The sequence below is a fragment of the Pseudomonas sp. DF11 genome (assembly GCF_058148565.1).
Genome location: NZ_JBYVYN010000007.1, coordinates 163,128 through 187,389, shown reverse-complemented (window position 1 = coordinate 187,389; position 24,262 = coordinate 163,128). Strand labels below are relative to the sequence as shown.

24 protein-coding genes and 1 other RNA gene are annotated in these 24,262 nt (G+C 60.4%); 19 read left to right on the top strand and 6 right to left on the bottom strand.

The features are described from left to right. Positions 1-24: 24 nt before the first annotated feature. Positions 25-1,380 (top strand): tryptophan--tRNA ligase, encoded by a 1,356-nt coding sequence (locus AC30D9_RS20875; protein WP_490144758.1) that lies wholly within the window; start codon positions 25-27, stop codon positions 1,378-1,380. 103 nt (positions 1,381-1,483) lie between these two features. Further along, positions 1,484-2,578, top strand: a complete 1,095-nt coding sequence (gene zapE / locus AC30D9_RS20870; protein ID WP_134925732.1) for a cell division protein ZapE — start codon at positions 1,484-1,486, stop codon at positions 2,576-2,578. A gap of 191 nt (positions 2,579-2,769) precedes the next feature. Here the strand turns inward: zapE and AC30D9_RS20865 are convergent, their stop codons facing one another. Then, entirely contained in the window at positions 2,770-3,666 is an 897-nt protein-coding gene (locus AC30D9_RS20865; protein WP_209022221.1) for a GlxA family transcriptional regulator, read from the bottom strand. A 245-nt stretch (positions 3,667-3,911) separates the two neighbouring features. Between AC30D9_RS20865 and AC30D9_RS20860 the strand changes: the two genes are divergently transcribed. Further along, the gene (locus AC30D9_RS20860; RefSeq protein WP_116833403.1) at positions 3,912-5,048 is read left to right on the top strand and encodes an acyl-CoA dehydrogenase family protein; all 1,137 of its coding nucleotides are present in this window, start codon (positions 3,912-3,914) and stop codon (positions 5,046-5,048) included. Positions 5,049-5,180: 132 nt separating this feature from the next. On the opposite strand, the gene AC30D9_RS20855 is transcribed toward AC30D9_RS20860, so the two are convergent. Next, the gene (locus AC30D9_RS20855; RefSeq protein ID WP_134925730.1) at positions 5,181-6,221 is read right to left on the bottom strand and encodes an NADP(H)-dependent aldo-keto reductase; all 1,041 of its coding nucleotides are present in this window, start codon (positions 6,219-6,221) and stop codon (positions 5,181-5,183) included. 245 nt (positions 6,222-6,466) lie between these two features. Between AC30D9_RS20855 and rplM the strand changes: the two genes are divergently transcribed. From rplM to AC30D9_RS20820, 7 genes are all read left to right on the top strand, one after another. Next, positions 6,467-6,895: a 50S ribosomal protein L13 gene (gene rplM / locus AC30D9_RS20850; protein WP_003205365.1), complete on the top strand. Its 429-nt coding sequence runs from the start codon at positions 6,467-6,469 to the stop codon at positions 6,893-6,895. Between the two features lie 14 nt (positions 6,896-6,909). Continuing rightward, positions 6,910-7,302 (top strand): 30S ribosomal protein S9, encoded by a 393-nt coding sequence (rpsI, locus tag AC30D9_RS20845; protein ID WP_003228056.1) that lies wholly within the window; start codon positions 6,910-6,912, stop codon positions 7,300-7,302. Between the two features lie 256 nt (positions 7,303-7,558). After that, entirely contained in the window at positions 7,559-8,152 is a 594-nt protein-coding gene (gene petA / locus AC30D9_RS20840) for a ubiquinol-cytochrome c reductase iron-sulfur subunit (RefSeq protein ID WP_008060255.1), read from the top strand. After that, positions 8,152-9,363 (top strand): cytochrome b, encoded by a 1,212-nt coding sequence (locus AC30D9_RS20835; protein WP_134925729.1) that lies wholly within the window; start codon positions 8,152-8,154, stop codon positions 9,361-9,363. Before petA ends, AC30D9_RS20835 begins: the two co-directional genes overlap by 1 nt. After that, positions 9,363-10,145, top strand: coding sequence for a cytochrome c1 (locus tag AC30D9_RS20830; RefSeq protein WP_109754819.1), 783 nt, complete (start codon positions 9,363-9,365; stop codon positions 10,143-10,145). The genes AC30D9_RS20835 and AC30D9_RS20830 overlap by 1 nt, the downstream gene beginning before the upstream one ends. Positions 10,146-10,296: 151 nt before the next feature. After that, positions 10,297-10,914, top strand: a complete 618-nt coding sequence (locus tag AC30D9_RS20825; protein WP_003178195.1) for a glutathione S-transferase N-terminal domain-containing protein — start codon at positions 10,297-10,299, stop codon at positions 10,912-10,914. Positions 10,915-10,930: 16 nt separating this feature from the next. Beyond that, positions 10,931-11,344 carry a ClpXP protease specificity-enhancing factor gene (locus tag AC30D9_RS20820; RefSeq protein ID WP_058545586.1) on the top strand — a complete coding sequence of 138 codons (414 nt, stop codon included), beginning with the start codon at positions 10,931-10,933 and terminating at the stop codon, positions 11,342-11,344. Between the two features lie 165 nt (positions 11,345-11,509). Here AC30D9_RS20820 and AC30D9_RS20815 read toward each other — a convergent pair whose 3' ends face one another. From AC30D9_RS20815 to AC30D9_RS20800, 4 genes are all read right to left on the bottom strand, one after another. Beyond that, the gene (locus AC30D9_RS20815) at positions 11,510-12,088 is read right to left on the bottom strand and encodes a BON domain-containing protein (RefSeq protein WP_134925727.1); all 579 of its coding nucleotides are present in this window, start codon (positions 12,086-12,088) and stop codon (positions 11,510-11,512) included. After that, on the bottom strand, positions 12,085-12,678 hold the full coding sequence (locus AC30D9_RS20810; RefSeq protein ID WP_007928463.1) for a phosphoheptose isomerase: 594 nt from the start codon (positions 12,676-12,678) through the stop codon (positions 12,085-12,087). The genes AC30D9_RS20815 and AC30D9_RS20810 overlap by 4 nt, the downstream gene beginning before the upstream one ends. A 102-nt stretch (positions 12,679-12,780) precedes the next feature. After that, entirely contained in the window at positions 12,781-13,143 is a 363-nt protein-coding gene (locus AC30D9_RS20805) for a YraN family protein (protein ID WP_109754818.1), read from the bottom strand. After that, positions 13,143-14,954, bottom strand: a complete 1,812-nt coding sequence (locus AC30D9_RS20800) for a penicillin-binding protein activator (protein ID WP_490144757.1) — start codon at positions 14,952-14,954, stop codon at positions 13,143-13,145. Before AC30D9_RS20800 ends, AC30D9_RS20805 begins: the two co-directional genes overlap by 1 nt. 328 nt (positions 14,955-15,282) lie before the next feature. Here AC30D9_RS20800 and rsmI point away from each other — a divergent pair, with 328 nt between their 5' ends. The 9 genes from rsmI (at position 15,283) to mraY (ending at position 24,258) form a co-directional block, all read left to right on the top strand. Then, complete coding sequence (gene rsmI / locus AC30D9_RS20795) at positions 15,283-16,188, top strand: 16S rRNA (cytidine(1402)-2'-O)-methyltransferase (RefSeq protein ID WP_134925724.1); 906 nt, start codon at positions 15,283-15,285, stop codon at positions 16,186-16,188. Positions 16,189-16,262: 74 nt separating this feature from the next. Further along, positions 16,263-16,616: RNase P RNA component class A (gene rnpB, locus AC30D9_RS20790), an RNA gene on the top strand. Between the two features lie 308 nt (positions 16,617-16,924). Further along, on the top strand, positions 16,925-17,380 hold the full coding sequence (mraZ, locus tag AC30D9_RS20785; RefSeq protein WP_003205355.1) for a division/cell wall cluster transcriptional repressor MraZ: 456 nt from the start codon (positions 16,925-16,927) through the stop codon (positions 17,378-17,380). After that, positions 17,377-18,324 (top strand): 16S rRNA (cytosine(1402)-N(4))-methyltransferase RsmH, encoded by a 948-nt coding sequence (gene rsmH / locus AC30D9_RS20780; protein ID WP_167659354.1) that lies wholly within the window; start codon positions 17,377-17,379, stop codon positions 18,322-18,324. Before mraZ ends, rsmH begins: the two co-directional genes overlap by 4 nt. Continuing rightward, positions 18,321-18,614 (top strand): cell division protein FtsL, encoded by a 294-nt coding sequence (ftsL, locus tag AC30D9_RS20775; RefSeq protein WP_003178214.1) that lies wholly within the window; start codon positions 18,321-18,323, stop codon positions 18,612-18,614. The genes rsmH and ftsL overlap by 4 nt, the downstream gene beginning before the upstream one ends. Then, a complete protein-coding gene (locus AC30D9_RS20770) occupies positions 18,614-20,353 on the top strand; it encodes a peptidoglycan D,D-transpeptidase FtsI family protein (protein WP_162893922.1) in 1,740 nt (579 codons plus the stop codon). The genes ftsL and AC30D9_RS20770 overlap by 1 nt, the downstream gene beginning before the upstream one ends. Continuing rightward, positions 20,353-21,816: a UDP-N-acetylmuramoyl-L-alanyl-D-glutamate--2,6-diaminopimelate ligase gene (locus tag AC30D9_RS20765; RefSeq protein ID WP_307574441.1), complete on the top strand. Its 1,464-nt coding sequence runs from the start codon at positions 20,353-20,355 to the stop codon at positions 21,814-21,816. The genes AC30D9_RS20770 and AC30D9_RS20765 overlap by 1 nt, the downstream gene beginning before the upstream one ends. Continuing rightward, the gene (locus tag AC30D9_RS20760; RefSeq protein WP_490144756.1) at positions 21,809-23,176 is read left to right on the top strand and encodes a UDP-N-acetylmuramoyl-tripeptide--D-alanyl-D-alanine ligase; all 1,368 of its coding nucleotides are present in this window, start codon (positions 21,809-21,811) and stop codon (positions 23,174-23,176) included. The genes AC30D9_RS20765 and AC30D9_RS20760 overlap by 8 nt, the downstream gene beginning before the upstream one ends. Next, positions 23,176-24,258 carry a phospho-N-acetylmuramoyl-pentapeptide-transferase gene (gene mraY, locus AC30D9_RS20755; protein ID WP_109754813.1) on the top strand — a complete coding sequence of 361 codons (1,083 nt, stop codon included), beginning with the start codon at positions 23,176-23,178 and terminating at the stop codon, positions 24,256-24,258. Before AC30D9_RS20760 ends, mraY begins: the two co-directional genes overlap by 1 nt. Positions 24,259-24,262: the final 4 nt, after the last annotated feature.

Here is a 24,262-nt window from a genome sequence, read left to right as displayed (position 1 = left end):
CAGCAGTCTGACAAGCGATAACCCATGACGACGCGTACCCGTATCCTGACCGGCATCACCACCACCGGCACCCCGCACCTGGGCAACTATGCCGGCGCCATCCGTCCGGCGATCCTCGCCAGCCGCGACAGCAACGCCGATTCGTTCTACTTCCTGGCCGACTACCACGCCCTGATCAAATGCGATGACCCGCTGCGTATCCAGCGTTCGCGCCTGGAAATCGCCGCCACTTGGCTGGCCGGCGGCCTGGACGTGGACCGCGTGACCTTTTATCGCCAGTCCGACATCCCCGAGATTCCCGAGCTGACCTGGCTGCTGACCTGCGTTGCCGCCAAGGGGTTGCTCAATCGTGCCCACGCCTACAAGGCCTCGGTGGACAAGAATGTCGAAGCCGGTGAAGACCCGGACGCCGGCATCACCATGGGCCTGTACAGCTACCCGGTACTGATGGCTGCCGACATCCTGATGTTCAACGCCCACAAGGTGCCGGTCGGTCGTGACCAGATCCAGCACGTGGAAATGGCCCGCGACATCGGCCAGCGCTTCAATCACCTGTTCGGCCAGGGCAAGGAGTTCTTCACCATGCCCGAGGCGCTGATCGAGGAAAGCGTCGCCACGCTGCCGGGCCTCGATGGCCGCAAGATGTCCAAGAGCTACGACAACACCATCCCGTTGTTCAGCAGTGCCAAGGACATGAAGGACGCGATCTCGCGGATCGTTACCGACTCCCGTGCCCCGGGCGAAGCCAAGGATCCGGACAATTCACACCTGTTCACCCTGTTCCAGGCGTTTGCCACTGCCGAACAGTCCGCGGGGTTTCGCAGCGAACTGCTGCAAGGCCTGGGTTGGGGCGAAGCCAAGAACCGTCTGTTCCAGTTGCTCGACAGTGAGTTGGGTGAAGCGCGCGAGCGTTATCACCAGTTGATCGAGCGGCCGGCGGACCTGGAAGACATCCTGCAGCACGGGGCGAAAAAAGCCCGGGCCGTGGCGACACCGTTCCTCAATGAACTGCGCGAGGCCGTTGGCCTGCGGTCGTTTGTCAGCCAGGTCCAAGTGGCCGCCAGCACCAAGAAGAAAGCCACCAAGGCTGCACGCTTCGTGAGCTTTCGCGAGGACGACGGCAGTTTCCGCTTCCGTCTGCTGGCCGCCGACGGCGAGCAACTGTTGTTGTCCCGCCACTTTGCCGATGGCAAGGCTGCTGGCCAGGTCACCAAGCAATTGCAGTCCGGTCAGCCATTGGATGTTCGTAACGATGCATTGAGTTTCAGTGTCTGGCTCGACGGCGAATGCGTGGCGGACAGCCCGGCTTTCGCGGACAGTGCCGCTCGCGATGCAGGGATCGATGCGTTGCGCGTCGCCCTGACACCTGCCCAGGACTGATTCCGGCGTGTGACTCCGACCATCGGCCCGAATACGGGCCGATTGCCATTCCTTTGGGCCATCGCTACAGTGACGGCCCGTTTTTGTTGCCTTGCTAACGAATATGACGCCCCTAGAACGATATCAAGCTGATCTGAAACGCCCGGAGTTCTTCCACGACGCAGCCCAGGAAACGGCGGTGCGGCATTTGCAGCGCCTGTACGATGACTTGGTAGCGGCGTCGAACAACAAACCGGGCCTGTTGGGCAAACTGTTCGGCAAAAAAGACCAGACACCGGTCAAGGGCCTGTATTTCTGGGGCGGCGTAGGCCGTGGCAAGACCTATCTGGTGGACACCTTCTTCGAAGCGCTGCCGTTCAAGGAAAAGACGCGGACGCACTTCCACCGCTTCATGAAGCGCGTGCACGAGGAAATGAAGACCCTGGGCGGCGAGAAGAACCCGCTGACCATCATCGCCAAGCGTTTTTCCGCCGAGACCCGGGTGATCTGCTTCGATGAGTTTTTCGTGTCCGATATCACCGACGCCATGATCCTCGGCACCTTGATGGAAGAGCTGTTCAAGAACGGCGTGACCCTGGTCGCCACCTCGAACATCGTGCCGGACGGCCTGTACAAGGACGGCCTGCAGCGGGCGCGTTTCCTGCCGGCGATCGCGCTGATCAAGGAACACACCGAAATCGTCAACGTCGACAGCGGGGTGGACTACCGCCTACGGCACCTGGAGCAAGCGGAACTGTTCCACTTTCCCTTGGATGCTGCCGCCGAGGAAAGCTTGCGCAAGAGCTTCCGTGCCTTGACGCCGGAATGCACCCAGGCGGTGGAAAACGATGTGTTGATCATCGAAAACCGCGAGATCCGCGCCATCCGCACCTGTGACGACGTGGCCTGGTTCGACTTCCGCGAACTCTGCGACGGCCCTCGCAGCCAGAACGATTACATTGAACTGGGCAAGATCTTCCACGCCGTGTTGCTCAGTGGTGTCGAGCAGATGAGCGTCACCACCGACGACATCGCCCGTCGCTTCATCAACATGGTCGACGAGTTCTACGACCGTAACGTGAAGCTGATCATTTCGGCTGAAGTCGAACTCAAGGACCTCTACACCGGTGGTCGCCTGACGTTCGAATTCCAGCGGACCTTGAGTCGTTTGCTGGAGATGCAATCCCACGAATTCCTGGCGCGTGCGCATAAGCCGTAGGGGATTCGAAGCACGAAAAAGGCCTGCGATTGCAGGCCTTTTTTATGCGTGCGGGATTTAGCAGTTCACTGCATAACCCTGTGGGAGCGGGCTTGCTCGCGAAGGGGGCGGCATGTTCAGCATAGATGCAAGCTGATCCACCGCTTTCGCGAGCAAGCCCGCTCCCACACTGGATTGCATTCAGTTCTGGTTCACGCCGCCTGTTGAAACTGCTGCCGATACTGGTTCGGCGACAGGTCGGTATGTTGCCGGAACAGCCGGGCGAAAAAACTCGCATCGTCGTAGCCGACTTCATAGCTGATGGTCTTGATGCTCTTGCGGCTGCCGGAGAGCAGGCCCTTGGCGGTTTCTATCCGCAGTCGTTGCAGGTAATGCAGTGGTTTGTCGCCCGTGGCGGTCTGGAAGCGACGCATGAAATTGCGAATGCTCATGCCGTGTTCGCGGGCGACGTCCTCGAAGCGGAATTTGTCGGCGAAGTGTTCCTCAAGCCAGTGCTGGATCTGCAGGATGATCACATCCTGGTGCAGTTTCTGTCCGCCGAAGCCGATCCGTCCCGGCGAATAGCTGCGTTGCACTTCATACAGGATGTCCCGCGCCACGGCCTGGGCCACATTGGCGCCACAGAAGCGTTCAATGAGGTAAATGTAGAGGTCGCAGGCTGAGGTCGCGCCGCCGGCGCAGAACAGGTTGTCGGCGTCGGTCAGGTGCTTGTCCTGGTTCAGGTGCACTTGGGGGAAGCGCTCCTTGAAGGCATTGAAGAAGCGCCAGTAGGTGGTCGCCTCCTTGCCGTCGAGCAGCCCGGACTCGGCCAGCCAGAACACCCCGGTGGCTTCGCCGCAGAGCACCGCGCCGCGAGCGTGTTGTTCGCGTAGCCAGGGCAGGATCTGGGGGTAGCGCTGGCAGAGGCTGGCGAAATCATCCCAGAAGGCTGGCAGGATGATGACGTCGGTATTTTCCAGGCCACCGTCCACCGGCATGATCACATCGCTGAAGCTGTTCACCGGTTTGCCATCGGGGCTGACCAGGCGGATTTCAAACGCCGGCGTCAGGCCTAGGCCCAGTTGCTTGCCATAGCGCAGGCTGGCCAGGTGGAAAAAATCCTTGGCTTGCATGAGGGTGAAGGCGAAGACCCGGTCGATTGCCAGGATGCTGACGCGCCGCAAGGGCGTGGAGACGTGCATAGACATAATTCATCTTTATTTTTATAGGGGAAAGTGGTCACCAGACGGCTGGATCGTCTTATTTTTTGTCGCATGTGTCCAGTGTCCTGTCGTACACCGCAGGCTTTAGGCTCTATCGGATAACCACGTTCAACAATAATCAAAGGTGCGTCATGATCCCAAGAACACTGTTCAGTCCCGAGCACGAATTGTTTCGCGACAGCGTACGAACCTTCCTCGAAAAAGAAGCCGTGCCGTACCACAGCCAGTGGGAAAAACAGGGGCATGTCGACCGCCAGCTCTGGAACAAAGCGGGGGAGGCGGGCATGTTGTGCTCGCACCTTCCAGAAGCCTACGGCGGGCTGGACGCGGACTTCCTCTACAGCACGGTGGTGATCGAGGAGATCGGCCGCCTGGGGCTGACGGGGATCGGTTTCTCGCTGCATTCCGACATCGTCGCGCCGTACATCCTGCATTACGGCAGCGAGGCGCTGAAACACAAATACCTGCCGAAACTGGTGTCCGGCGAAATGGTCACGGCCATCGCCATGACCGAGCCGGGCGCCGGTTCCGATCTGCAAGGCGTGAAGACCTCGGCGGTGCTGGACGGCGATGAGTACGTCATCAACGGCTCGAAGACCTTCATTACCAATGGTTTCCTGGCCGACCTGGTGATCGTGGTCGCCAAGACCGATCCGAAGGCCGGGTCCAAGGGCACCAGCCTGTTCCTGGTGGAGGCGGGCACGCCGGGTTTCGAAAAAGGCAAGCGCCTGGAAAAAGTCGGCATGAAGGCCCAGGACACCTCGGAATTGTTCTTCCAGGATGTCCGCGTGCCGAAGGAAAACCTGCTTGGCCAGGCCGGAATGGGCTTCGCCTACTTGATGCAGGAGCTGCCTCAGGAGCGCCTGACCGTCGCCATTGGCGGCCTGGCCTCGGCCGAAGCGGCGCTGCAATGGACCCTGGACTACACCCGTGACCGCAAGGCGTTCGGCAAATCCATCGCGGACTTCCAGAACACCCGTTTCAAGCTCGCGGAAATGGCCACCGAAATCCAGATTGGCCGGGTCTTCGTCGACCGCTGCCTGGAACTGCACCTGCAAGGCAAGCTCGATGTACCGACGGCGGCGATGGCCAAGTACTGGGGCACCGACCTGCAATGCAAGGTGCTCGATGAATGCGTGCAGTTGCATGGCGGCTACGGCTTCATGTGGGAATACCCGGTTGCCCGGGCGTGGGCGGATGCGCGGGTGCAGCGGATCTATGCCGGGACCAATGAAATCATGAAGGAGATTATTGCGCGGTCGCTTTGATGCCGTAGTGACTGTTAGACCGCTATCGCGAGCAGGCTCGCTCCCACAAGGGTGTCTGTCGAATCACAAATTGTGGTCAGACATAAATCCAATGTGGGAGCGAGCCTGCTCGCGATGAGGGCTATGAATCAATCAGGGCGCCGGGTTCGGCTGATCCTTGTGAATCGCCTCGATCCCCGCCAGAACCTCATCCGACAGCTTCAGGTCGAAGCTGGCGATGTTGCTGTCCAGTTGCTCCAGCGTGGTGGCGCCGATGATGTTGCTGGTCACGAACGGCTGCTGGGTGACGAACGCCAGGGCCATCTGTGCCGGGTCCAGGCCATGGTCGCGGGCCAACGCCACATAGCGGCTGCATGCTGCTTCCGATTGCGGATTGAAGTAGCGCATGAAGCGGCTATAGAGGGTCAGGCGCCCCTTGGCTGGCCGTGCGCCGTTTTCGTATTTGCCCGACAGGAAACCGAACGCCAGGGGCGAGTAGGCCAGCAGGCCGCACTGTTCGCGAATGGCGATTTCCGCGAGGCCGACCTCGAAGCTGCGATTGAGCAGGTTGTAAGGATTCTGGATCGACACTGCCCGCGGCCAGCCACGGGCTTCGGCCAGGGCGAGGAATTTCATGGTGCCCCAGGGCGTTTCGTTGGACAGGCCGATGTGGCGGATCTTGCCGGCGCGGACCTGTTCGTCCAGGGCTTCGAGGGTTTCCTCCAGCGGGGTGAACGTTTCGTCGGCCTTGTGCTGGTAGCCCAGTTGGCCAAAGAAATTGGTGCTGCGCTCCGGCCAGTGCAATTGGTAAAGATCGATCCAGTCGGTCTGCAAGCGCTTGAGGCTGGCATCCACCGCTTCGACGATGTGGCGGCGGTTGTGCTTGAGGTTCTTGTCGCGGATGTAGTCGATGGTGTTGCCGGGACCGGCGATCTTGCTTGCCAGGATCCAGTCGGCACGGTCGCCGCGGCTCTTGAAGTAATTGCCGATGTAGCGCTCGGTGGTGGCGTAGGTCTCGGCCTTCGGTGGCACCGGGTACATCTCGGCGGTGTCCATGAAATTGATGCCGGCACCCTTGGCGCGTTCGATCTGGGCGAAGGCTTCGGCCTCGCTGTTCTGCTCACCCCAGGTCATGGTTCCGAGGCACAGGGCACTCACGTTCAGATCGGTACGGCCTAGCTGGCGATAGTCCATCGGGACCTCCTTGGGCAAAACAATCATAAAAGCAGGTTGAAATATTTTTCGCAATCTGCATAATTGCGCACCTCTTTCTGCAGTGGAAGTGATGCGCCGCCGCCGAAGAATCTTGCCGTTGAACGGACGCGCCGACCCGAGCCCCCGAAAGCGTCTGTATCCGGCTGCCTTTGACTTGTCAAAGTACGCACTATTCAGTAAGATCCGCCGTCTAATTTACAGGGCGGCCCCTGAGGCTATAAAGAATGAAAACTTTTACTGCTAAACCGGAAACAGTAAAGCGCGACTGGTTTGTCGTCGACGCTGCTGGTCAGACCCTGGGTCGTCTGGCCACCGAAATCGCGAGCCGTCTGCGTGGCAAGCACAAGCCTGAGTACACCCCTCACGTTGACACCGGTGACTACATCGTCGTGATCAACGCTGAGCAAGTACGTGTTACTGGCGCTAAAACCACTGACAAAATGTACTACTCCCACTCCGGTTTTCCTGGCGGCATCAAGTCGATCAACTTCGAAAAGCTGATCGCCAAAGCCCCTGAGCGCGTGATCGAGACCGCGGTTAAAGGCATGCTGCCTAAGAACCCACTGGGTCGCGACATGTATCGTAAGCTGAAGGTTTATGCGGGCGCTGCTCACCCTCATACTGCTCAGCAGCCCCAAGAACTGAAGTTTTAACGGAATAGTTCATTATGTCGGCGACTCAAAATTACGGCACTGGCCGTCGCAAGACTGCAACCGCACGCGTTTTCCTGCGTCCGGGCACTGGTAACATCTCCATCAACAACCGCTCCCTGGATAACTTCTTCGGCCGCGAAACTGCCCGCATGGTAGTTCGTCAGCCGCTGGAACTGACCGAGACCGTCGAAAAATTCGACATCTACGTCACCGTTATCGGTGGTGGTGTAAGTGGTCAAGCTGGCGCAATCCGCCACGGCATCACTCGCGCCCTGATGGACTACGACGAGACTCTGCGTAGTGCTCTGCGCAAAGCCGGCTTCGTAACTCGCGATGCTCGCGAAGTTGAACGTAAGAAAGTCGGTCTGCGTAAAGCGCGTAAGCGTCCGCAGTACTCGAAGCGTTAATTTCGCTTCCGCTTTCAAAAGGCGCCCAGTTCCTCACGGAGCTGGGCGTTTTTTTATGTGCAAAAGAATTGCTCTGTGACAACTTGCCACATTCGTAGAGCCCCTATACTACAAGGCTTGGCGGTTTGGCCGCTTGGTAATTACCTTGTCAGAATTGGGGCTTTTCATTACCATTCGGCAAAATTTTTATAAGTTCAGATTTTTACTTAGTAGACGCCTGATCTAACAGGCCACAAAGCTGATGGGAGAGGACTGAATGAGCAATGACGGCGTGAATGCAGGCCGGCGTCGCTTCCTGGTAGCAGCCACATCCGTGGTGGGTGCTGCAGGAGCGGTGGGGGCTGCGGTCCCGTTCGTGGGGTCATGGTTTCCCAGTGCCAAGGCGAAAGCTGCAGGTGCACCGGTGAAAGTGAATGTCAGCAAGATCGAGCCAGGCCAGCAGATGATTGCTGAGTGGCGCGGTCAGCCGGTGTTCATCGTCCGCCGTACAGAGGAAATCCTGGGGAATCTGAAAAAGATCGAAGGCCAGTTGTCCGACCCCACCTCCAAGAACTCGACGCAACCGACCTATGTCGACCCAGAGACGCGTTCGATCAAGCCAGAAGTCCTGCTGCTGATCGGGATCTGCACGCACCTGGGTTGCTCGCCAACGTTCCGTCCTGAAGTGGCGCCTGCCGACTTGGGCAAGGACTGGGTCGGTGGTTATTTCTGCCCTTGCCACGGCTCCCACTACGACCTGGCGGGTCGCGTCTACAAATCGCAGCCTGCACCTCTGAACCTGCCAGTTCCCCCGCATTCCTATGAGACCGACGACATCATTGTCGTTGGCGTCGATACGGAGAAAGCGTGATGAGCAAATTCATGGATTGGGTTGATGCGCGCTTTCCCGCGACCAAAATGTGGGAAGACCATCTCAGCAAGTATTACGCTCCAAAAAACTTCAACTTCTTCTACTTCTTTGGCTCCCTGGCATTGCTCGTTCTGGTCAACCAGATCGTCACCGGTGTCTGGCTGACCATGAGCTACACCCCGTCGGCGGAAGAAGCGTTTGCCTCCGTCGAATACATCATGCGCGACGTCGAGTACGGCTCGATCCTGCGTCTGCTGCACTCCACTGGCGCTTCGGCGTTCTTCATCGTGGTCTACCTGCACATGTTCCGTGGCCTGCTCTACGGTTCGTACCAGAAGCCACGTGAGCTGGTGTGGGTCTTCGGCATGCTGATCTACCTGGCGCTGATGGCCGAAGCCTTCATGGGCTACCTGCTGCCGTGGGGCCAGATGTCCTACTGGGGCGCCCAGGTGATCATCTCGTTGTTCGGTGCGATTCCGGTCATCGGTAACGACCTGACCCAGTGGATCCGCGGTGACTACCTGATCTCCGGCATCACCCTGAACCGCTTCTTCGCCCTGCACGTCGTGGCCCTGCCGATCGTGATCCTCGGTCTGGTGGTGCTGCACATCCTGGCGCTGCACGAAGTCGGCTCGAACAACCCCGATGGCGTGGACATCAAGAAGCACAAGGACGAGAACGGCGTACCGCTGGATGGCATTGCCTTCCACCCGTACTACACCGTGAAAGATATCGTCGGTGTGGTGGTCTTCCTGTTCATCTTCTGCTCCATCGTGTTCTTCTTCCCGGAAATGGGTGGTTATTTCCTCGAGAAGCCGAACTTCGAGCAGGCGAACGCCTTCAAGACCCCTGAGCACATTGCCCCGGTCTGGTACTTCACACCGTTCTACGCGATTCTGCGGGCAATTCCAGACAAGCTGATGGGCGTTATCGCCATGGGCGCGGCCATCGCCGTGCTGTTCGTCCTGCCGTGGCTGGACCGCAGCCCGGTCAAGTCGATGCGCTACAAAGGCTGGCTGAGCAAGATCTGGCTCGTGGTGTTCTGCATCTCGTTCGTGATCCTGGGCGTGCTGGGTGTACTGGCACCGACACCGGAGCGTACGTTGCTGTCGCAGGTTTGCACCTTCCTGTACTTCGCCTACTTCATTCTGATGCCGTTCTATACCAGGCTCGAGAAGACCAAACCGGTTCCGGAAAGGGTGACTGGCTGATGAAAAAGCTATTTGCTGTACTGATTCTTGCTGCTATGCCTGTATTGTCCTTCGCGGCCGAACACGGTGGTCCAGAGCTGGAAAAAGTCGACATCGACGTTTCCGACAAAGCTGCCATGCAGGACGGCGCACGGACGTTCGCCAACTACTGCATGGGCTGCCACAGTGCCAAGTTCCAGCGTTACGAGCGTGTGGCCGATGACCTGGGCATTCCTCATGAAATGATGCTCGAGAAACTGGTGTTCACCGGTGCCAAGCTGGGCGATCACATGACCATCGGCATGCAGCCTGCGGATGCCAAGACCTGGTTCGGCGCCGCGCCGCCGGACCTGACCCTGGTCGCCCGCGTTCGTGGAACTGACTGGCTTTATGGTTACCTGCGTTCGTTCTACGAAGATCCTGCGCGCCCATGGGGCGTGAACAACAAGGTCTTCCCGAACGTCGGCATGCCTAACGTTCTGGTCGGCCTCCAGGGGCGCCAGGTGGTAGGCTGCAAACAGGTTCAGATCGTTGAGGGTGGTAAAAAGCAATTCGATCCGCTGACTGGCACCGCTTTGACGCATGAAGCCTGCGACCAGCTGACCGTATTGCCGAACACCGGTAGCCTGACCCCAGAGCAGTTCGATGAGAAGGTCAAGAACCTGGTGACCTTCCTGGCCTACTCGGCCAACCCGGTGAAGCTGGAGCATCAGCGCATCGGTACCTATGTATTGCTGTACCTGGCGTTCTTCTTCGTATTCGCTTACCTGCTCAAGCGTGAATACTGGAAAGACGTGCATTGATAAAGCTGTAAGCCGTTGCTGTTAATCGTGCGCGCCCAAGGGCGTCTCTAGAAATGTAACGAGCCTGGTCAGCCAGGCGTTACGGGAGACGCTCTCTGGGCGCGCTCGTTTTTCCGTTTTTCGATAATTTCAACAAGCGAGGAGGATCGCCATGGGCGTGACCAATCGGTTGGCCTGTTACTCCGACCCCGCCGACCACTATTCCCACCGGGTACGTATCGTACTGGCAGAGAAGGGTGTCAGCGCCGAGATCATTTACGTCGAAGCGGGCCGTCAGCCGCCGAAGCTGATCGAAGTGAACCCTTATGGCAGCCTGCCCACACTGGTCGATCGTGACCTGGCATTGTGGGAGTCGACTGTGGTGATGGAATACCTGGATGAGCGTTATCCGCATCCGCCTTTGCTGCCGGTGTACCCTGTCGCACGCGCCAACAGTCGTTTGCTGATCCATCGCATCCAGCGTGACTGGTGCGGGTTGGTGGATCTGATCCTGGATTCCCGGACCAAGGAGCCCGCGCGGGTCGTGGCGCGTAAGGAGTTGCGTGAAAGCCTGACAGGCGTATCGCCGTTGTTCGTCGATAAGCCGTTTTTCCTCAGTGAGGAACAAAGTCTGGTGGATTGCTGCCTATTGCCAATACTCTGGCGTTTGCCGATTCTGGGTATAGAACTGCCGCGGCCTGCCAAGCCGCTGCTTGATTATATGGAGCGCCAATTCGCGCGTGAGGCTTTCCAGGCGAGTCTGTCTGGTGTCGAACGCGACATGCGCTAAGGCTTAGGGAGCCGCTATGAACTCCAGTCGACCTTATCTGGTCCGCGCGCTCTACGAGTGGATTGTGGACAACGATTGCACCCCGCACATGCTGGTCAACGCCGAGTATCCTTCGGTGCAGGTGCCGCAGGGTTTTGCCAACGATGGGCAGATTGTCCTGAACGTGTCGCCAGCCGCTGTGCGTCACCTGCACATGGATAATGACGCTGTCAGCTTCGAAGGGCGCTTCGGTGGTGTGCCGCACACGTTGTATGTGCCTATTGCTGCGATCCTGGGGATTTATGCCCGGGAGAATGGTCAGGGTATGGTGTTTGAGCTGGAAGCGCCGCTGGATGGCGAAGAAGAGTTCGAGCCGGATGATGACCTGCCGCCACCGGATGACGAGCCGCCGCGTCCTAGCGGTCGGCCGAGTCTGAAAGTGGTGAAATAGATCTGCTGGCTGGTTTGAAGAAAATGCCTGTGTCGCGAGATGCGGGCATTTTTTTTGTGGTTCCGTGGTTGATGTGTATATCGCGCCAGTCAGCCCTGAAATCGAACCCAAAAAAAAGGCGCTTTCCCCGCCTGGGAAAAGCGCCTTTTCTGAGCTCGCGCCGTATCAGTCAATGTACTCAAACAGCTTGACGATCTTCTGCACCCCGGACACACCCTGCACCAGGTTGGTCGCCTGCGCGGCCTCCTGCTTGGTCAGCAGACCCAGCAGATAGACGATGCCGTTCTCGGTCACAACCTTGATGCGCGAGCCGGGAATGCTGGCGTCGGTGAGCATCTGGGTCTTGATCTTGGTGGTCAGCCACGCATCGTTCTGGCGTGCCAGCAGCGAGGAAGGTTGCAGGATCTGCAACTCGTTGTGCACGGTCTTGACCCGTTGCACGGCGCTCGCTTCCTGTTCGGCCTTGGCCTTGAGGTCCGCGCGTGGGGTCTGGCCGGCCAGCAATACGACGCCGTTGAAGCTGGTGACGACGATGTGCGAGTTGTTGTCCAGGTCCGGGTCGGCCTTGGCGATGTTCACTCCCACTTTGGTTTCGATCAGGGAGTCGTCGATCTTGCTGCCGAAGGTACGGGTGCCGCGGTCGTCTTCAATCGGCTTTTCCCGGCTGGCGTTAACCACCGATGTGCAGCCGCTGATGCCGAGGCACAGGGTCAGGGCCAGAAGGCCTAGGCGATTAGGGGTCATTCTTCACTCCCGAACAGTTGGCTGTCGATCAAGTCGCAAAGGCAGTGGATCGCCAGCAGGTGGACTTCCTGGATACGTGCGGTGACATTGGCCGGTACGCGGATCTCGACGTCTTCAGGCAATAGCAGGGACGCCATGCCGCCGCCGTCACGACCGGTCAATGCTACGACAATCATTTCGCGATCATGTGCGGCCTGGATCGCTTGAATAATATTGGCCGAGTTGCCACTGGTGGAAATGGCCAGCAGCACATCGCCAGGTTGTCCCAGGGCGCGGATCTGTTTGGAGAATACTTCGTTGTAGCTGTAGTCGTTGGCGATCGAGGTGATCGTCGAGCTGTCGGTAGTCAGGGCGATTGCCGGCAGGCTCGGACGCTCGCGCTCGAAGCGGTTGAGCAGTTCCGAAGAGAAATGCTGGGCATCGCCGGCCGAGCCGCCATTGCCGCACGAAAGCATCTTGCCCTCGTTGAGCAAGGCGTTGACCATCACTTGGCTGGCTTGCTCGATGTGTGGTGCAAGTACGTCCATCGCCTGTTGCTTGGTGTCGATACTGGCCTGAAAAAGCTGGCGAATTCGCGATTGCATGTCCATCAGTGTGACCTTAAGTAGCGCGGCTTATCGGCACAAACGTGTGCGGCGCGCAAAGCAAAGAGCAAAAAAGTTAGGTGAAGGTGTCCGGCTCGGCATGGGCGTTCAACTGTCGAAGGCGTTCTGCAGCCAATTCAACTGGGCGGCGTTGCTGTCGATGGCAACCACGTCGAAGCGGCAGGGATGATCGGCCCAGCGAGACTCGCTTTGCAGAAAGTACTGCGCGGCGAAAACCAGCTTCTGGCGCTTGCGCTCGTCAATGCTGTCGAGTGCGCCACCCCATTGAGTATTTTTTCTGTAGCGGACTTCGACGAATACTACTGTATCGCCGTCAAGCATGACCAGATCAAGCTCGCCGCGTTTACACAACCAGTTCTGCGCCACCAGCCGCAGGCCTTGCTGCTGGAGATGCGCGAGGGCCTGGCCCTCGGCATCCCGTCCGCGTTGCTGGCGTGATCGGTCAGGCATCAGCGCTGGGTATCCGGCAGGCGCTGCACCTGGCCGCTGACGAACTCGGCCCATGGCAGTTGACGCTGCACGCGCTGGGTGGCGGATACCGCCAGGCTACCCGACAGGCCTTCGATGCGGCTGTCCGGCAACGTCTTGAGCTGGCCCAGGCGCGGTGCCAGGCGATAGGCATCTACACCCATCGCGTACAACCGGCCCAGGCTGCCACCGGCCTGGGGCCACTGGGCGGTGACCTGCTTGCGCAGTGGGTCATTGGCGTCCAGCAACCACGGGGTTTCGCAGAAGCGGATGCCGCTCATGTCGTTGTACTGGTTCTGGTCGCCGCTGGCGCTGAACACCGAAGACGTCGCATAGACTGGTACGTCACCCGCGTACTGGAAGTTCAGGGTTGGCTTGATCTGCTGGGCCTGTTGCGGCGTCGAGGCCAGGAAGATGAACTCGATGTCCTGGCGACGGGACGGCTGGGCTGCGACCGTGGTGCCAACGGTGTTTTGCAGGCTCTTGGCGCGACCTTCGCTCTGGCGCAATTGGAACATGTCGGCGATCTGCTGGGCCAGTTGCACCGGCTGGTCGACCCGTTCGACCGCGATGATGGTGCCGCCATTGGCCTGCCAGTCCTGGCTGAAGGCCTTCAGTACACGATCTCCCCATTCACCCTTCGGTATCATGGCGGCGGCACGATGCAGGCCGTCGGCGCGGGCACGACGGGACACTTCGCGCGCTTCATCCTCGGGCGCCAGGCCAAACTGGAACAGTTGCGGTGGCCCTTGTTCGCCTTCGCTGTAGTTCAGCGCCAGGGTAGTGATTGGCAGTTGCGGGCGGGTGCTGATCTGCTTGACCAGTGGCTTTTCCAGCGGTCCGACCACCAGTTGCACGCCGTCGGCCTGGGCCTTGCGGTAGAACTCGTCCATGGAGGTCAGGCTGGAGCTGTCGTAGAACTGGATGCTTGGTGGCTTCTGCCCGGCCTGCTGGGCCTGGTAGTGCGCGGCCATGAAGCCCTCACGCAAGGCCTTGGCAACCGTGGCCAACGGGCCATTTTGCGGCAGCAGCAGGGCGATCTTGCTCAGCGGCTGGCTCGCCAGTTCCTTGAGCTTGACCAGGGGTGTCGGTAGTTGCAGGGCGGCGGGGTGCTTCGGATTCTGTTCGCGCCAGTGGTCGATGGCCGCCTGCTGTTGTTCCAGGGTGCCGGCGGTCTTGACGGCCTGGGCGAGGCTCAGCCAGCCGCCCAGATCGTCGTTGCTGGTCGGTTGCAACTGGTCGGTGGGCAGCGAGGCGATCAGTACCCAGATGGCTTCGTGGTTTTTCGCCGCGGCGTCGTTTTCCAGCAGGGGCGCGATGAAGATGCGCTCCTTGGCGGCGGCCAGGGTCTGGCCATCGGCCTCGAGGGCACGGGCGCGGACGGTACCGGTGCGGACCTGCTGCTCTACCGGCATTTCGCTCAGGTGCTGCAGGCTTGGATGACTCAAGGCGGTCAGTGCTGCCTTGGGCTGGTTGCGGGTCATCGCCAGTTCAGCCGACAGCGTGCTGGCGAAAATCTGCTGGCCGGGCTTGAGTTGCTCCATCGGCACTTGTTGCAGGATCTGTGCGGACTGGCCGGCGTTGCCCTGGCGGTAGGCCAGGTCGGCAGCGCTCAGGCGCAGTAGGGCGGCTTTTTCCGGGTTCTTGCTTTGGTTGGCCTGTTCGAGCAACTGCTCGATACTGGCATCCGGGGTCCGTGGAAGCTCGCCAAGGCTGGACGAGGGCGAGCTGGCGCAGGCCGCCAGGAAGGCAGCGAGGCAGAGGGCGGAGAGCAGCCGCAGGCAAGCGATCATGTAAGTGTTCCTGATACGAGATCAAATTAGCGTCGAATTGTACCCAAGCACTGGCCGGGGCGCGATGTTAGTGGTGTGAATCGATCAATTTAGGCATTTCAAAGAGTGCGGTGCAGCACAAAAGACGCTGCTCACTCGGCTGGCGACACCAACCTGTGGCGAGGGGATTTATCCCCGCTGGGTTGCGCAGCAGCCCCAAGACCTTCCACATCGATGTGTCAGGCTGAATGGTTTCCAGCCTTTTTGGGGCTGCTGCGCAGCCCAGGGGGATGAATCCCCTCGTCACAATGGCTGATGTGAACAACTGAGAGGGCTGGCACACGCTACAATGGCGGTTTTTACCGATCATGAGGTGTGCGCTTTGACTGCTCCAGGTGCTTTGAATTCCGCTGCCGGCTCGCTTTATGTGGTGGCGACGCCCATCGGCAACCTGGACGATATCAGTGCCCGGGCGCTGAAAATCCTGCGGGAGGTTGCGCTGATCGCGGCGGAAGACACGCGTCACTCCCAGCGCCTGCTGCAGCATTTCGGTATTTCCACGCCATTGGCGGCCTGTCATGAACACAATGAGCGCGACGAGGGCAGTCGTTTCATTACCCGGCTATTGGCGGGCGATAACGTCGCGCTGATTTCCGATGCGGGGACGCCGCTGATTTCCGATCCTGGTTATCACCTGGTGCGCCAGGCCCGGGCCGCTGGCATCAATGTGGTGCCGGTGCCGGGCGCCTGCGCATTGATCGCTGCACTGTCGGCGGCGGGCCTGCCGTCGGACCGGTTCATCTTCGAAGGTTTCCTGCCGGCCAAGGCGGTGGGGCGGCGTGCCCGTCTGGAAGCTATAAAGGAGGAGCCGCGCACGCTGATCTTCTATGAAGCGCCGCACCGCATTCTGGAATGCCTGCAAGACATGGAGTTGGTGTTCGGCCCCGAGCGTCCGGCACTGTTGGCTCGTGAGCTGACCAAGACGTTTGAAACCCTCAAGGGCCTGCCGTTGGCCGAGTTGCGAGCCTTTGTCGAAAGCGACAGCAATCAGCAACGCGGCGAATGCGTGGTGCTAGTGGCCGGGTGGACAGCGCCGGACAGTGAAGACGCTGTCAGCAGCGAGGCGATGCGCATCCTTGACCTGCTGCTCGAGGAGATGCCTCTCAAGCGCGCCGCTGCCCTTGCTGCGCAGATCACTGGCGAGCGCAAGAACGTGCTATATCAGGTCGCGCTGGAAAAACAGAAAGGCCAGTGAAACCGGGATATGGGGCTGGCCCAAGGCTTTTAGCGCTTGTTCTTCGGGCGCTCTACCGTTAACCTTCGCGGCGGAGAGTCGATTGGACAGTCGCTGCCCTCTATGAGAATTAGGGGGGGGAGGAAAGTCCGGGCTCCATAGGGCGAAGTGCCAGGTAATGCCTGGGAGGCGTGAGCCTACGGAAAGTGCCACAGAAAATAACCGCCTAAGCGCTTCGGCGCCGGTAAGGGTGAAAAGGTGCGGTAAGAGCGCACCGCACGTCTGGCAACAGTTCGTGGCTAGGTAAACCCCACTTGGAGCAAGACCAAATAGGGTCCCAAGGCGTGGCCCGCGCTGGGACCGGGTAGGTTGCTAAAGATGTCCAGTGATGGCCATCGTAGACGAATGACTGTTCAAGACAGAACCCGGCTTATAGATCGACTCTCCACCTTTTCCCTCCCTGCCAGAATCACTGGCAGACGCAGTTCCTAATACCAAAAAAATCTTACTCTTAACAAATCACTTTAACTTGTGCGCGCAGCCTCCTGTGCTTCCTCGGGTTGAGGCGAAATTTCCTACGTCAGATTCTTGTTGCCCCTCCTGAAACGCTCCTAAATCTCCGATCTATAAGGCTTTTCCTTCAATCCGCGCCTTGACGGTGCGGTGGGCGCATTCCTATAGTGTGCGCAAGTGGCGGAAAGTGGCATGAAGTGGGTTTTTTTGAAGGTAAAACGCCAAAAAGTGGAGAAACGCTGACGTGTTTCGCGGAGCTAACGCTATCAGTCTCGATGCAAAAGGCCGTCTCGCCATGCCGAGCCGGTATCGTGACGAGCTCGTTTCGCGAAGTTCCGGGCAGTTAATCGTCACGATCGACGCTGTTGATCCATGTTTGTGCGTTTACCCTCTTGATGAGTGGGAAATCATCGAAACCAAACTGCGCGCACTGCCTTCGTTGCGTGAAGAAAACCGTCGCCTGCAACGTTTGCTGATCGGTAACGCCGTTGACCTCGAGCTCGATGGCAGCGGTCGTTTCCTGGTGCCGCCGCGCTTGCGCGAATACGCCAAGTTGGACAAGCGCGCGATGCTGGTGGGCCAACTGAACAAGTTCCAGCTGTGGGACGAAGATGCCTGGAATGCGGTTTCTGCCGCCGACCTCGCTGCTATTCAACAACCGGGCGCCATGCCTGATGAACTGCGTGATTTGATCCTGTGACTATTGATAGCGGCTTTAACCACATCACCGTACTGCTTGACGAAGCCGTCGAGGCTCTCGCCGTACGTCCTGATGGCTGCTATCTGGACGGTACGTTCGGGCGTGGCGGACATAGCCGGTTGATTCTCAGCAAGCTGGGGCCGGGCGGCCGGTTGCTCGGATTCGACAAGGATCCTCAAGCGATTGCCACCGGGCAAGCGCTGGCGGCCGAAGACGGCCGCTTTGTCGTTGTGCAGCGCAGCTTTGCCGAGTTGGGTTCGGAAGTCGCCGAGCGTGGCCTGGCCGGCAAGGTCAGTGGCGTGCTGCTCGACCTGGGCGTGTCTTCGCCACAACTAGACGACCCGGAGCGCGGCTTCAGCTTCCTCAATGACGGCCCGCTGGACATGCGCATGGACCCGTCCCGTGGCATCAGCGCTGCCGAATTCGTCAACACTGCCTCGGTGGAAGAAATCGCCCGTGTCTTCAAGGAATACGGTGAAGAACGTTTCTCCGGCCGCATGGCCCGCGCCGTGGTCGAGCGTCGCGACATCAAGCCATTCGAACGCACCGGCGACCTGGCCGAAGTGCTGAAAGTCGCCAACCCGGCCTGGGAGAAGGGCAAGAACCCGGCGACCCGTGCTTTCCAGGGCCTGCGCATCCACGTCAATAACGAGCTGGGCGATCTCGAAGCTGGCCTTGAAGCAGCGCTTGAAGCGCTGGAAATCGGCGGCCGGCTGGTGGTGATCAGCTTCCATTCCCTGGAAGACCGCATCGTCAAGCTGTTCATGCGCAAGCTCACCAAGGGCGAAGCCGATAACCTGCCGCGCAACCTGCCGGTGCGTTTCGAAGCCTTCGTGCCGAAAATCAAGATCCATGGCAAGGCGCAGTTCGCTTCCGAAGCCGAACTCAAGGCCAACCCACGCGCCCGTAGCGCCGTCATGCGTGTCGCGGAGAAGTTGCGGTGAGCAAGCTCTTCGCCAAGCCCCTGCCCGGCGGCAGCTTTTTCATGCTGCTGCTGTTTATCGGCGTGCTCGTGTCGGCCATCGCCGTGTCCTATAGCGCGCACTGGAACCGGCAGTTGCTCAATACCCTCTACAACGAACTGAGCGTGCGCGACAAGGCGCAGGCCGAGTGGGGCCGGTTGATCCTGGAGCAGAGCACCTGGACCGCCCACAGCCGCATCGAAGTATTGGCCACCGAACAACTGAAGATGCGCATTCCCGGCGCCGCTGAAGTGCAGATGGTGGCGCCATGATGAAACTCGAAGGGGCGCTGTTCCCATGGCGGTTTCGTCTGGTTTTGGGCTTGCTCGGGATCATGGTGGCGGCGATTTCGTGGCGCATCATCGACCTGCAGGTCGTCGACCGTGATTTCCTCAAGGGGCAGGGCGATGCCCGCAGCGTGCGGCACATTCCTATCCCGGCTCACCGCGGCCTGATCACCGACCGCAATGGCGAACCCCTGGCCGTGAGTACCCCGGTGACCACCCTTTGGGCCAACGCCAAGGAAATGCAGCTGGCCAAGGAAAAATGGCCGGCACTGGCCGCCGCCCTCGGGCAGGACCCCAAGGCCCTGGCCGAGCGCCTCGAAGCCCAGGCCAACAAGGAATTCATCTATCTGGTGCGCGGGTTGACCCCCGAGCAAGGGCAGAGTGTGCTCGACCTGAAAGTGCCGGGCGTCTATGGCATCGAAGAGTTCCGGCGTTTCTACCCGGCCGGTGAAGTCACGGCCCACATGGTCGGGTTTACCGACATCGATGACCGAGGTCGGGAAGGTGTCGAACTGGCCTATGACGAATGGCTCGCCGGGGTTGCCGGCAAGCGACAGGTCATCAAGGATCGGCGCGGCAGGCTGATCAAGGATGTCCAGGTCACCAAAAACGCCAAGGCCGGCAAGCCCTTGGCGTTGTCCATTGATTTGCGCCTGCAATATCTGGCCAACCGCGAGTTGCGCAATGCCATCGTCGAGAACGGTGCCAAGGCCGGCAGCCTGGTGATCATGGACGTGAAGACCGGCGAGATCCTGGCCATGGTCAACCAGCCGACCTACAACCCGAACAACCGTCGCAACCTGCAACCGGCGATGATGCGTAACCGCGCGATGATCGACGTGTTCGAACCGGGCTCGACCATGAAGGCCGTGTCCATGGCCGCTGCGCTGGAAACCGGGCGCTGGAAGCCGAGCGACACCGTCGAGGTGTATCCGGGCACGCTGCAGATCGGCAAGTACACCATTCGCGACGTGTCCAAGACCGAAGGCCCGGTGCTCGACCTGACCGGCATCCTGATCAATTCCAGTAACGTGGGCATGAGCAAGATCGCCTTCGACATTGGCGGCGAGACGATTTATCGCCTGGCCCAGAAGATCGGCCTCGGCCAGGACACTGGCCTGGGCTTCCCGGGCGAGCGTGTCGGCAACCTGCCGAACTACCGTGACTGGCGCAAGGCTGAAACCGCCACCCTGTCCTACGGCTACGGGGTTTCCGTGACAGCGATCCAACTGGTCCACGCGTTTTCCGCGTTGGCCAACAATGGCCGTATCGCACCGCTGACGCTGATCAAAACCGACAAAGCACCGCAGACCACCCAAGTGATCCCGGAGAACGTCGCCAAGACCATGCAGGGCATGCTGCAACAGGTGATCGAGGCGCCGCGCGGCGTCTACCGCGCCCAAGTGCCGGCTTATCATGTGGCAGGTAAATCGGGTACCGCGCGCAAGACCTCCGTGGGCACCAAAGGCTACGCCGAGAACTCCTACCGTTCGCTGTTCGCCGGCTTCGGCCCGATGAGCGACCCGCGCTACGCCATCGTCGTGGTCATCGACGAACCGAGCAAGGCGGGCTACTTCGGTGGCCTGGTCTCGGCGCCGGTGTTCAGCAAAGTGATGTCCGGCACCCTGCGCCTGATGAACATTACCCCGGATAACCTGCCGCCGACCCAGCAGGCCAATACCGCACCGGTCGTTCCCTTGAAAGCCGAAGGAGGGCGTGGCTGATGTCCCTGAGCCTGAACAAGATTTTTGCCCATGCCGGTCACGACCTGTTGATTCGCGAGCTGGCCCTGGATAGCCGCAATGTACGTGCCGGGGACTTGTTCCTGGCGGTGCCGGGCGCGCGGTTCGATGGTCGCGCCCACATCGCCGACGCCCTCAAGCGCGGCGCGGCGGCCGTGGCTTATGAAGTGCAAGGCGCGACCGTGCTGCCGATCACTGACGTTCCGCTGATTCCAGTCAAGGGCCTGGCGGCGCAGTTGTCGGACATCGCCGGCCGTTTCTATGGCGACCCGAGCCGTCACCTGAACCTGATTGGCGTGACCGGTACCAACGGCAAGACCAGCGTCACCCAACTGGTGGCCCAGGCCCTGGACCTGCTCGGCCAGCATTGCGGCATTGTCGGAACCCTGGGCAACGGCTTCCATGGCGCGCTGGAAAGTGGCCTGCACACCACGCCGAACCCGATTGCCGTACAAGCGACCCTGGCGGACCTGAAAAAGGCCGGTGCCAAGGCCGTCGCGATGGAAGTCTCTTCCCATGGCCTGGACCAAGGCCGTGTAACCGCGCTGGCCTTTGACGTCGCGGTGTTGACCAACCTGTCCCGGGATCACCTGGATTACCACGGCACCATGCAGGCCTACGGCGAAGCCAAGGCCAAGCTGTTCGCCTGGAATGATTTGAAATGCCGGGTCATCAACCTAGATGACGAGTTCGGTCGGCAATTGGCCGCCGAAAAACGCGAGTCACGGTTGATTACCTACAGCCTGGAAGATGCCAGCGCCTACCTTTATGTACGCCAGGCGCAATTCACTGACGAGGGTGTGCGCGCCACGCTGGTCACGCCTCAGGGCGAGCACCATTTGCGCAGCACCTTGCTGGGTCGCTTCAACCTGAGCAACGTATTGGCCGCTATCGGTGCCTTGCTCGGCCTGGACTACGCGTTGGATGAAATCCTCAAGGTCCTGCCGAAACTCGAAGGCCCGGCCGGTCGCATGCAGCGCTTGGGGGGCGGAACGCAACCGCTGGTGGTGGTCGACTACGCCCATACCCCCGATGCGCTGGAAAAAGTCTTGATGGCCCTGCGGCCTCACGCCAAGGGCAAGTTGTTGTGCCTGTTCGGCTGCGGCGGCGATCGCGATCGCGGCAAGCGTCCGCTGATGGCCGAGGTGGTCGAGCGGCTGGCCGACGGTGTGCTGGTCACCGATGACAATCCACGTACCGAAGACCCACTGCGGATTTTCGACGATATCCGCGCCGGTTTCTCGGCCGTGGACAACGTCACCTTCGTGGCCGGTCGCGGCCAGGCCATCGCCCAGTTGATTGCCAGCGCTTCGGCGGACGACGTCATCGTCCTGGCCGGCAAGGGCCACGAGGACTATCAGGAAATCAACGGCGAACGCCATGCTTTCTCCGATCTGGTGGAAGCCGATCATGCCTTGACCGCGTGGGAGGTGGCCCATGCTTAAGGCCCTGAAACTCAGCGAACTGACCAGCGCCCTGAATGGGCGCCTCATCGCTGCGGACGCCACCTTCAATGGCGTCAGCATCGACAGCCGCGCCATCGCCCCGGGACAACTTTTTGTCGCCCTGGCCGGGCCACGTTTCGACGGCCACGATTACCTGAACGAAGTCGCGGGCAAAGGTGCGGTCGCGGCATTGGTCGAGCGGGAAGTGACCAACAGTACGTTGCCGCAATTGCTGGTCAACGACACCCGCCAGGCCTTGGGCCAACTCGGCGCGCTGAACCGCGCGGCGTTTGGCAATCCGGTCGCGGCCATCACCGGCTCCAGCGGCAAGACCACGGTCAAGGAGATGCTTGCCAGTATCCTGCGCACCCGCGGTCCGGTGCTGGCGACCCGTGGCAACCTGAACAATGACCTCGGCGTACCGCTGACCTTGCTGGAGCTGGCGCCGGAACACAGCGCCGCCGTCATCGAGCTGGGTGCCTCGCGGCTCGGCGAGATTGCCTACACCGTGGCCATGACCAAGCCCCACGTGGCGGTGCTCAACAATGCCGGGACCGCCCACGTCGGCGAGTTCGGCGGCCCGGAAAAAATCGTCGAGGCCAAGGGCGAGATCATCGAAGGGCTGGATGCCGATGGCGTCGCCGTGCTGAATCTCGACGACAAGGCCTTTGAAATCTGGAAGGCCCGGGCGGGCGAGCGCAAGGTGTTGACCTTCGCCCTGAGCAACCTCGCCGCTAATTTCTATGCCAGCGACCTGGACCGTGACGCCCGTGGTTGCCCGGCCTTCAACCTGCACAGCCCCGACGGCGCCGAGCGGGTCCAGTTGAACCTGCTGGGCACCCATAACGTCGCCAATGCCCTGGCTGCCGCCGCTGCCGCCCATGCCCTGGGCGTGTCGCTGCCAGGCATCGTCGCCGGGCTGAACGCCGTGCAGCCGGTCAAGGGACGCTCCGTCGCGCAACTGGCCAGCAACGGCATGCGCGTGATCGACGACACCTACAACGCCAACCCGACGTCCATGTGCGTGGCAGTGGATATCCTCGCCGGTTTCTCCGGCCGCACCGTGCTGGTGCTGGGGGATATCGGCGAACTGGGCGAATGGGCGCAACAGGGCCATCACGATGTCGGTGCCTATGCGCGCGGCAAAGTCGATGCACTGTATGCCGTCGGCCCGATGATGGCCCACGCGGTCGCGGCGTTTGGCGAACACGCACAGCATTTCACCACTCAGGCCGAGCTGATCCAGGCCCTGGGCGCCGAGCAAGACCCGAACACCACCTTATTGATCAAGGGCTCACGCAGCGCAGCGATGGAAAACGTCGTCGCGGCGCTGTGCGGCACCCGTATGGAGAAACATTAATGCTGCTGCTGCTAGCGGAGTACCTGCAACAGTTCCACAAAGGCTTCGCGGTCTTCCAGTACCTGACCCTGCGCGGGATCCTGGGTGTGCTGACCGCGCTGTCGTTGTCGCTGTTCCTGGGCCCGTGGATGATCCGCACCCTGCAGAACCTGCAAATCGGCCAGTCGGTTCGTAACGATGGCCCGCAGTCGCACCTGTCCAAATCCGGCACCCCGACCATGGGCGGCGCGCTGATCCTGTCGTCCATTGGCATCAGCACCGTGCTCTGGGCCGACCTGGCGAACCGTTACGTCTGGGTCGTGCTGCTGGTGACCCTGCTGTTCGGCGCCATCGGTTGGGTCGACGACTACCGCAAGGTCATCGAGAAGAACTCCCGTGGCCTGCCAAGCCGCTGGAAATACTTCTGGCAGTCGGTGTTCGGCCTCGGCGCGGCGATCTTCCTTTATATGACTGCCGCCTCGCCGGTGGAGACCACCCTGATCCTGCCGATGCTCAAGGACTACAGCATTCCGCTGGGCGCCGGCTTCGTCGTGTTGACCTACCTGGTGATCGTCGGTTCGAGCAACGCAGTCAACCTCACCGACGGCCTCGATGGCCTGGCGATCATGCCAACGGTGATGGTGGGCGGTGCGCTGGGGATCTTCTGCTACCTGTCGGGTAACGTGAAATTCGCCGAGTACCTGCTGATCCCTTATGTGCCTGGGGCGGGCGAGCTGATCGTGTTCTGCGGTGCACTGATCGGTGCCGGCCTGGGCTTCCTGTGGTTCAACACCTACCCGGCGCAAGTCTTCATGGGCGACGTCGGCGCGTTGGCGCTGGGCGCGGCCCTGGGCACCATCGCTGTCATCGTTCGCCAGGAAATCGTCCTGTTCATCATGGGCGGTGTGTTCGTGATGGAGACCCTGTCAGTCGTCATTCAGGTTGCTTCCTTTAAATTGACCGGCCGCCGCGTATTCCGCATGGCACCGATCCACCACCACTTTGAACTCAAGGGCTGGCCCGAGCCGCGTGTGATCGTCCGTTTCTGGATCATCACCGTGATCCTGGTGCTGATCGGCCTTGCCACCCTGAAGCTGAGGTAGAACG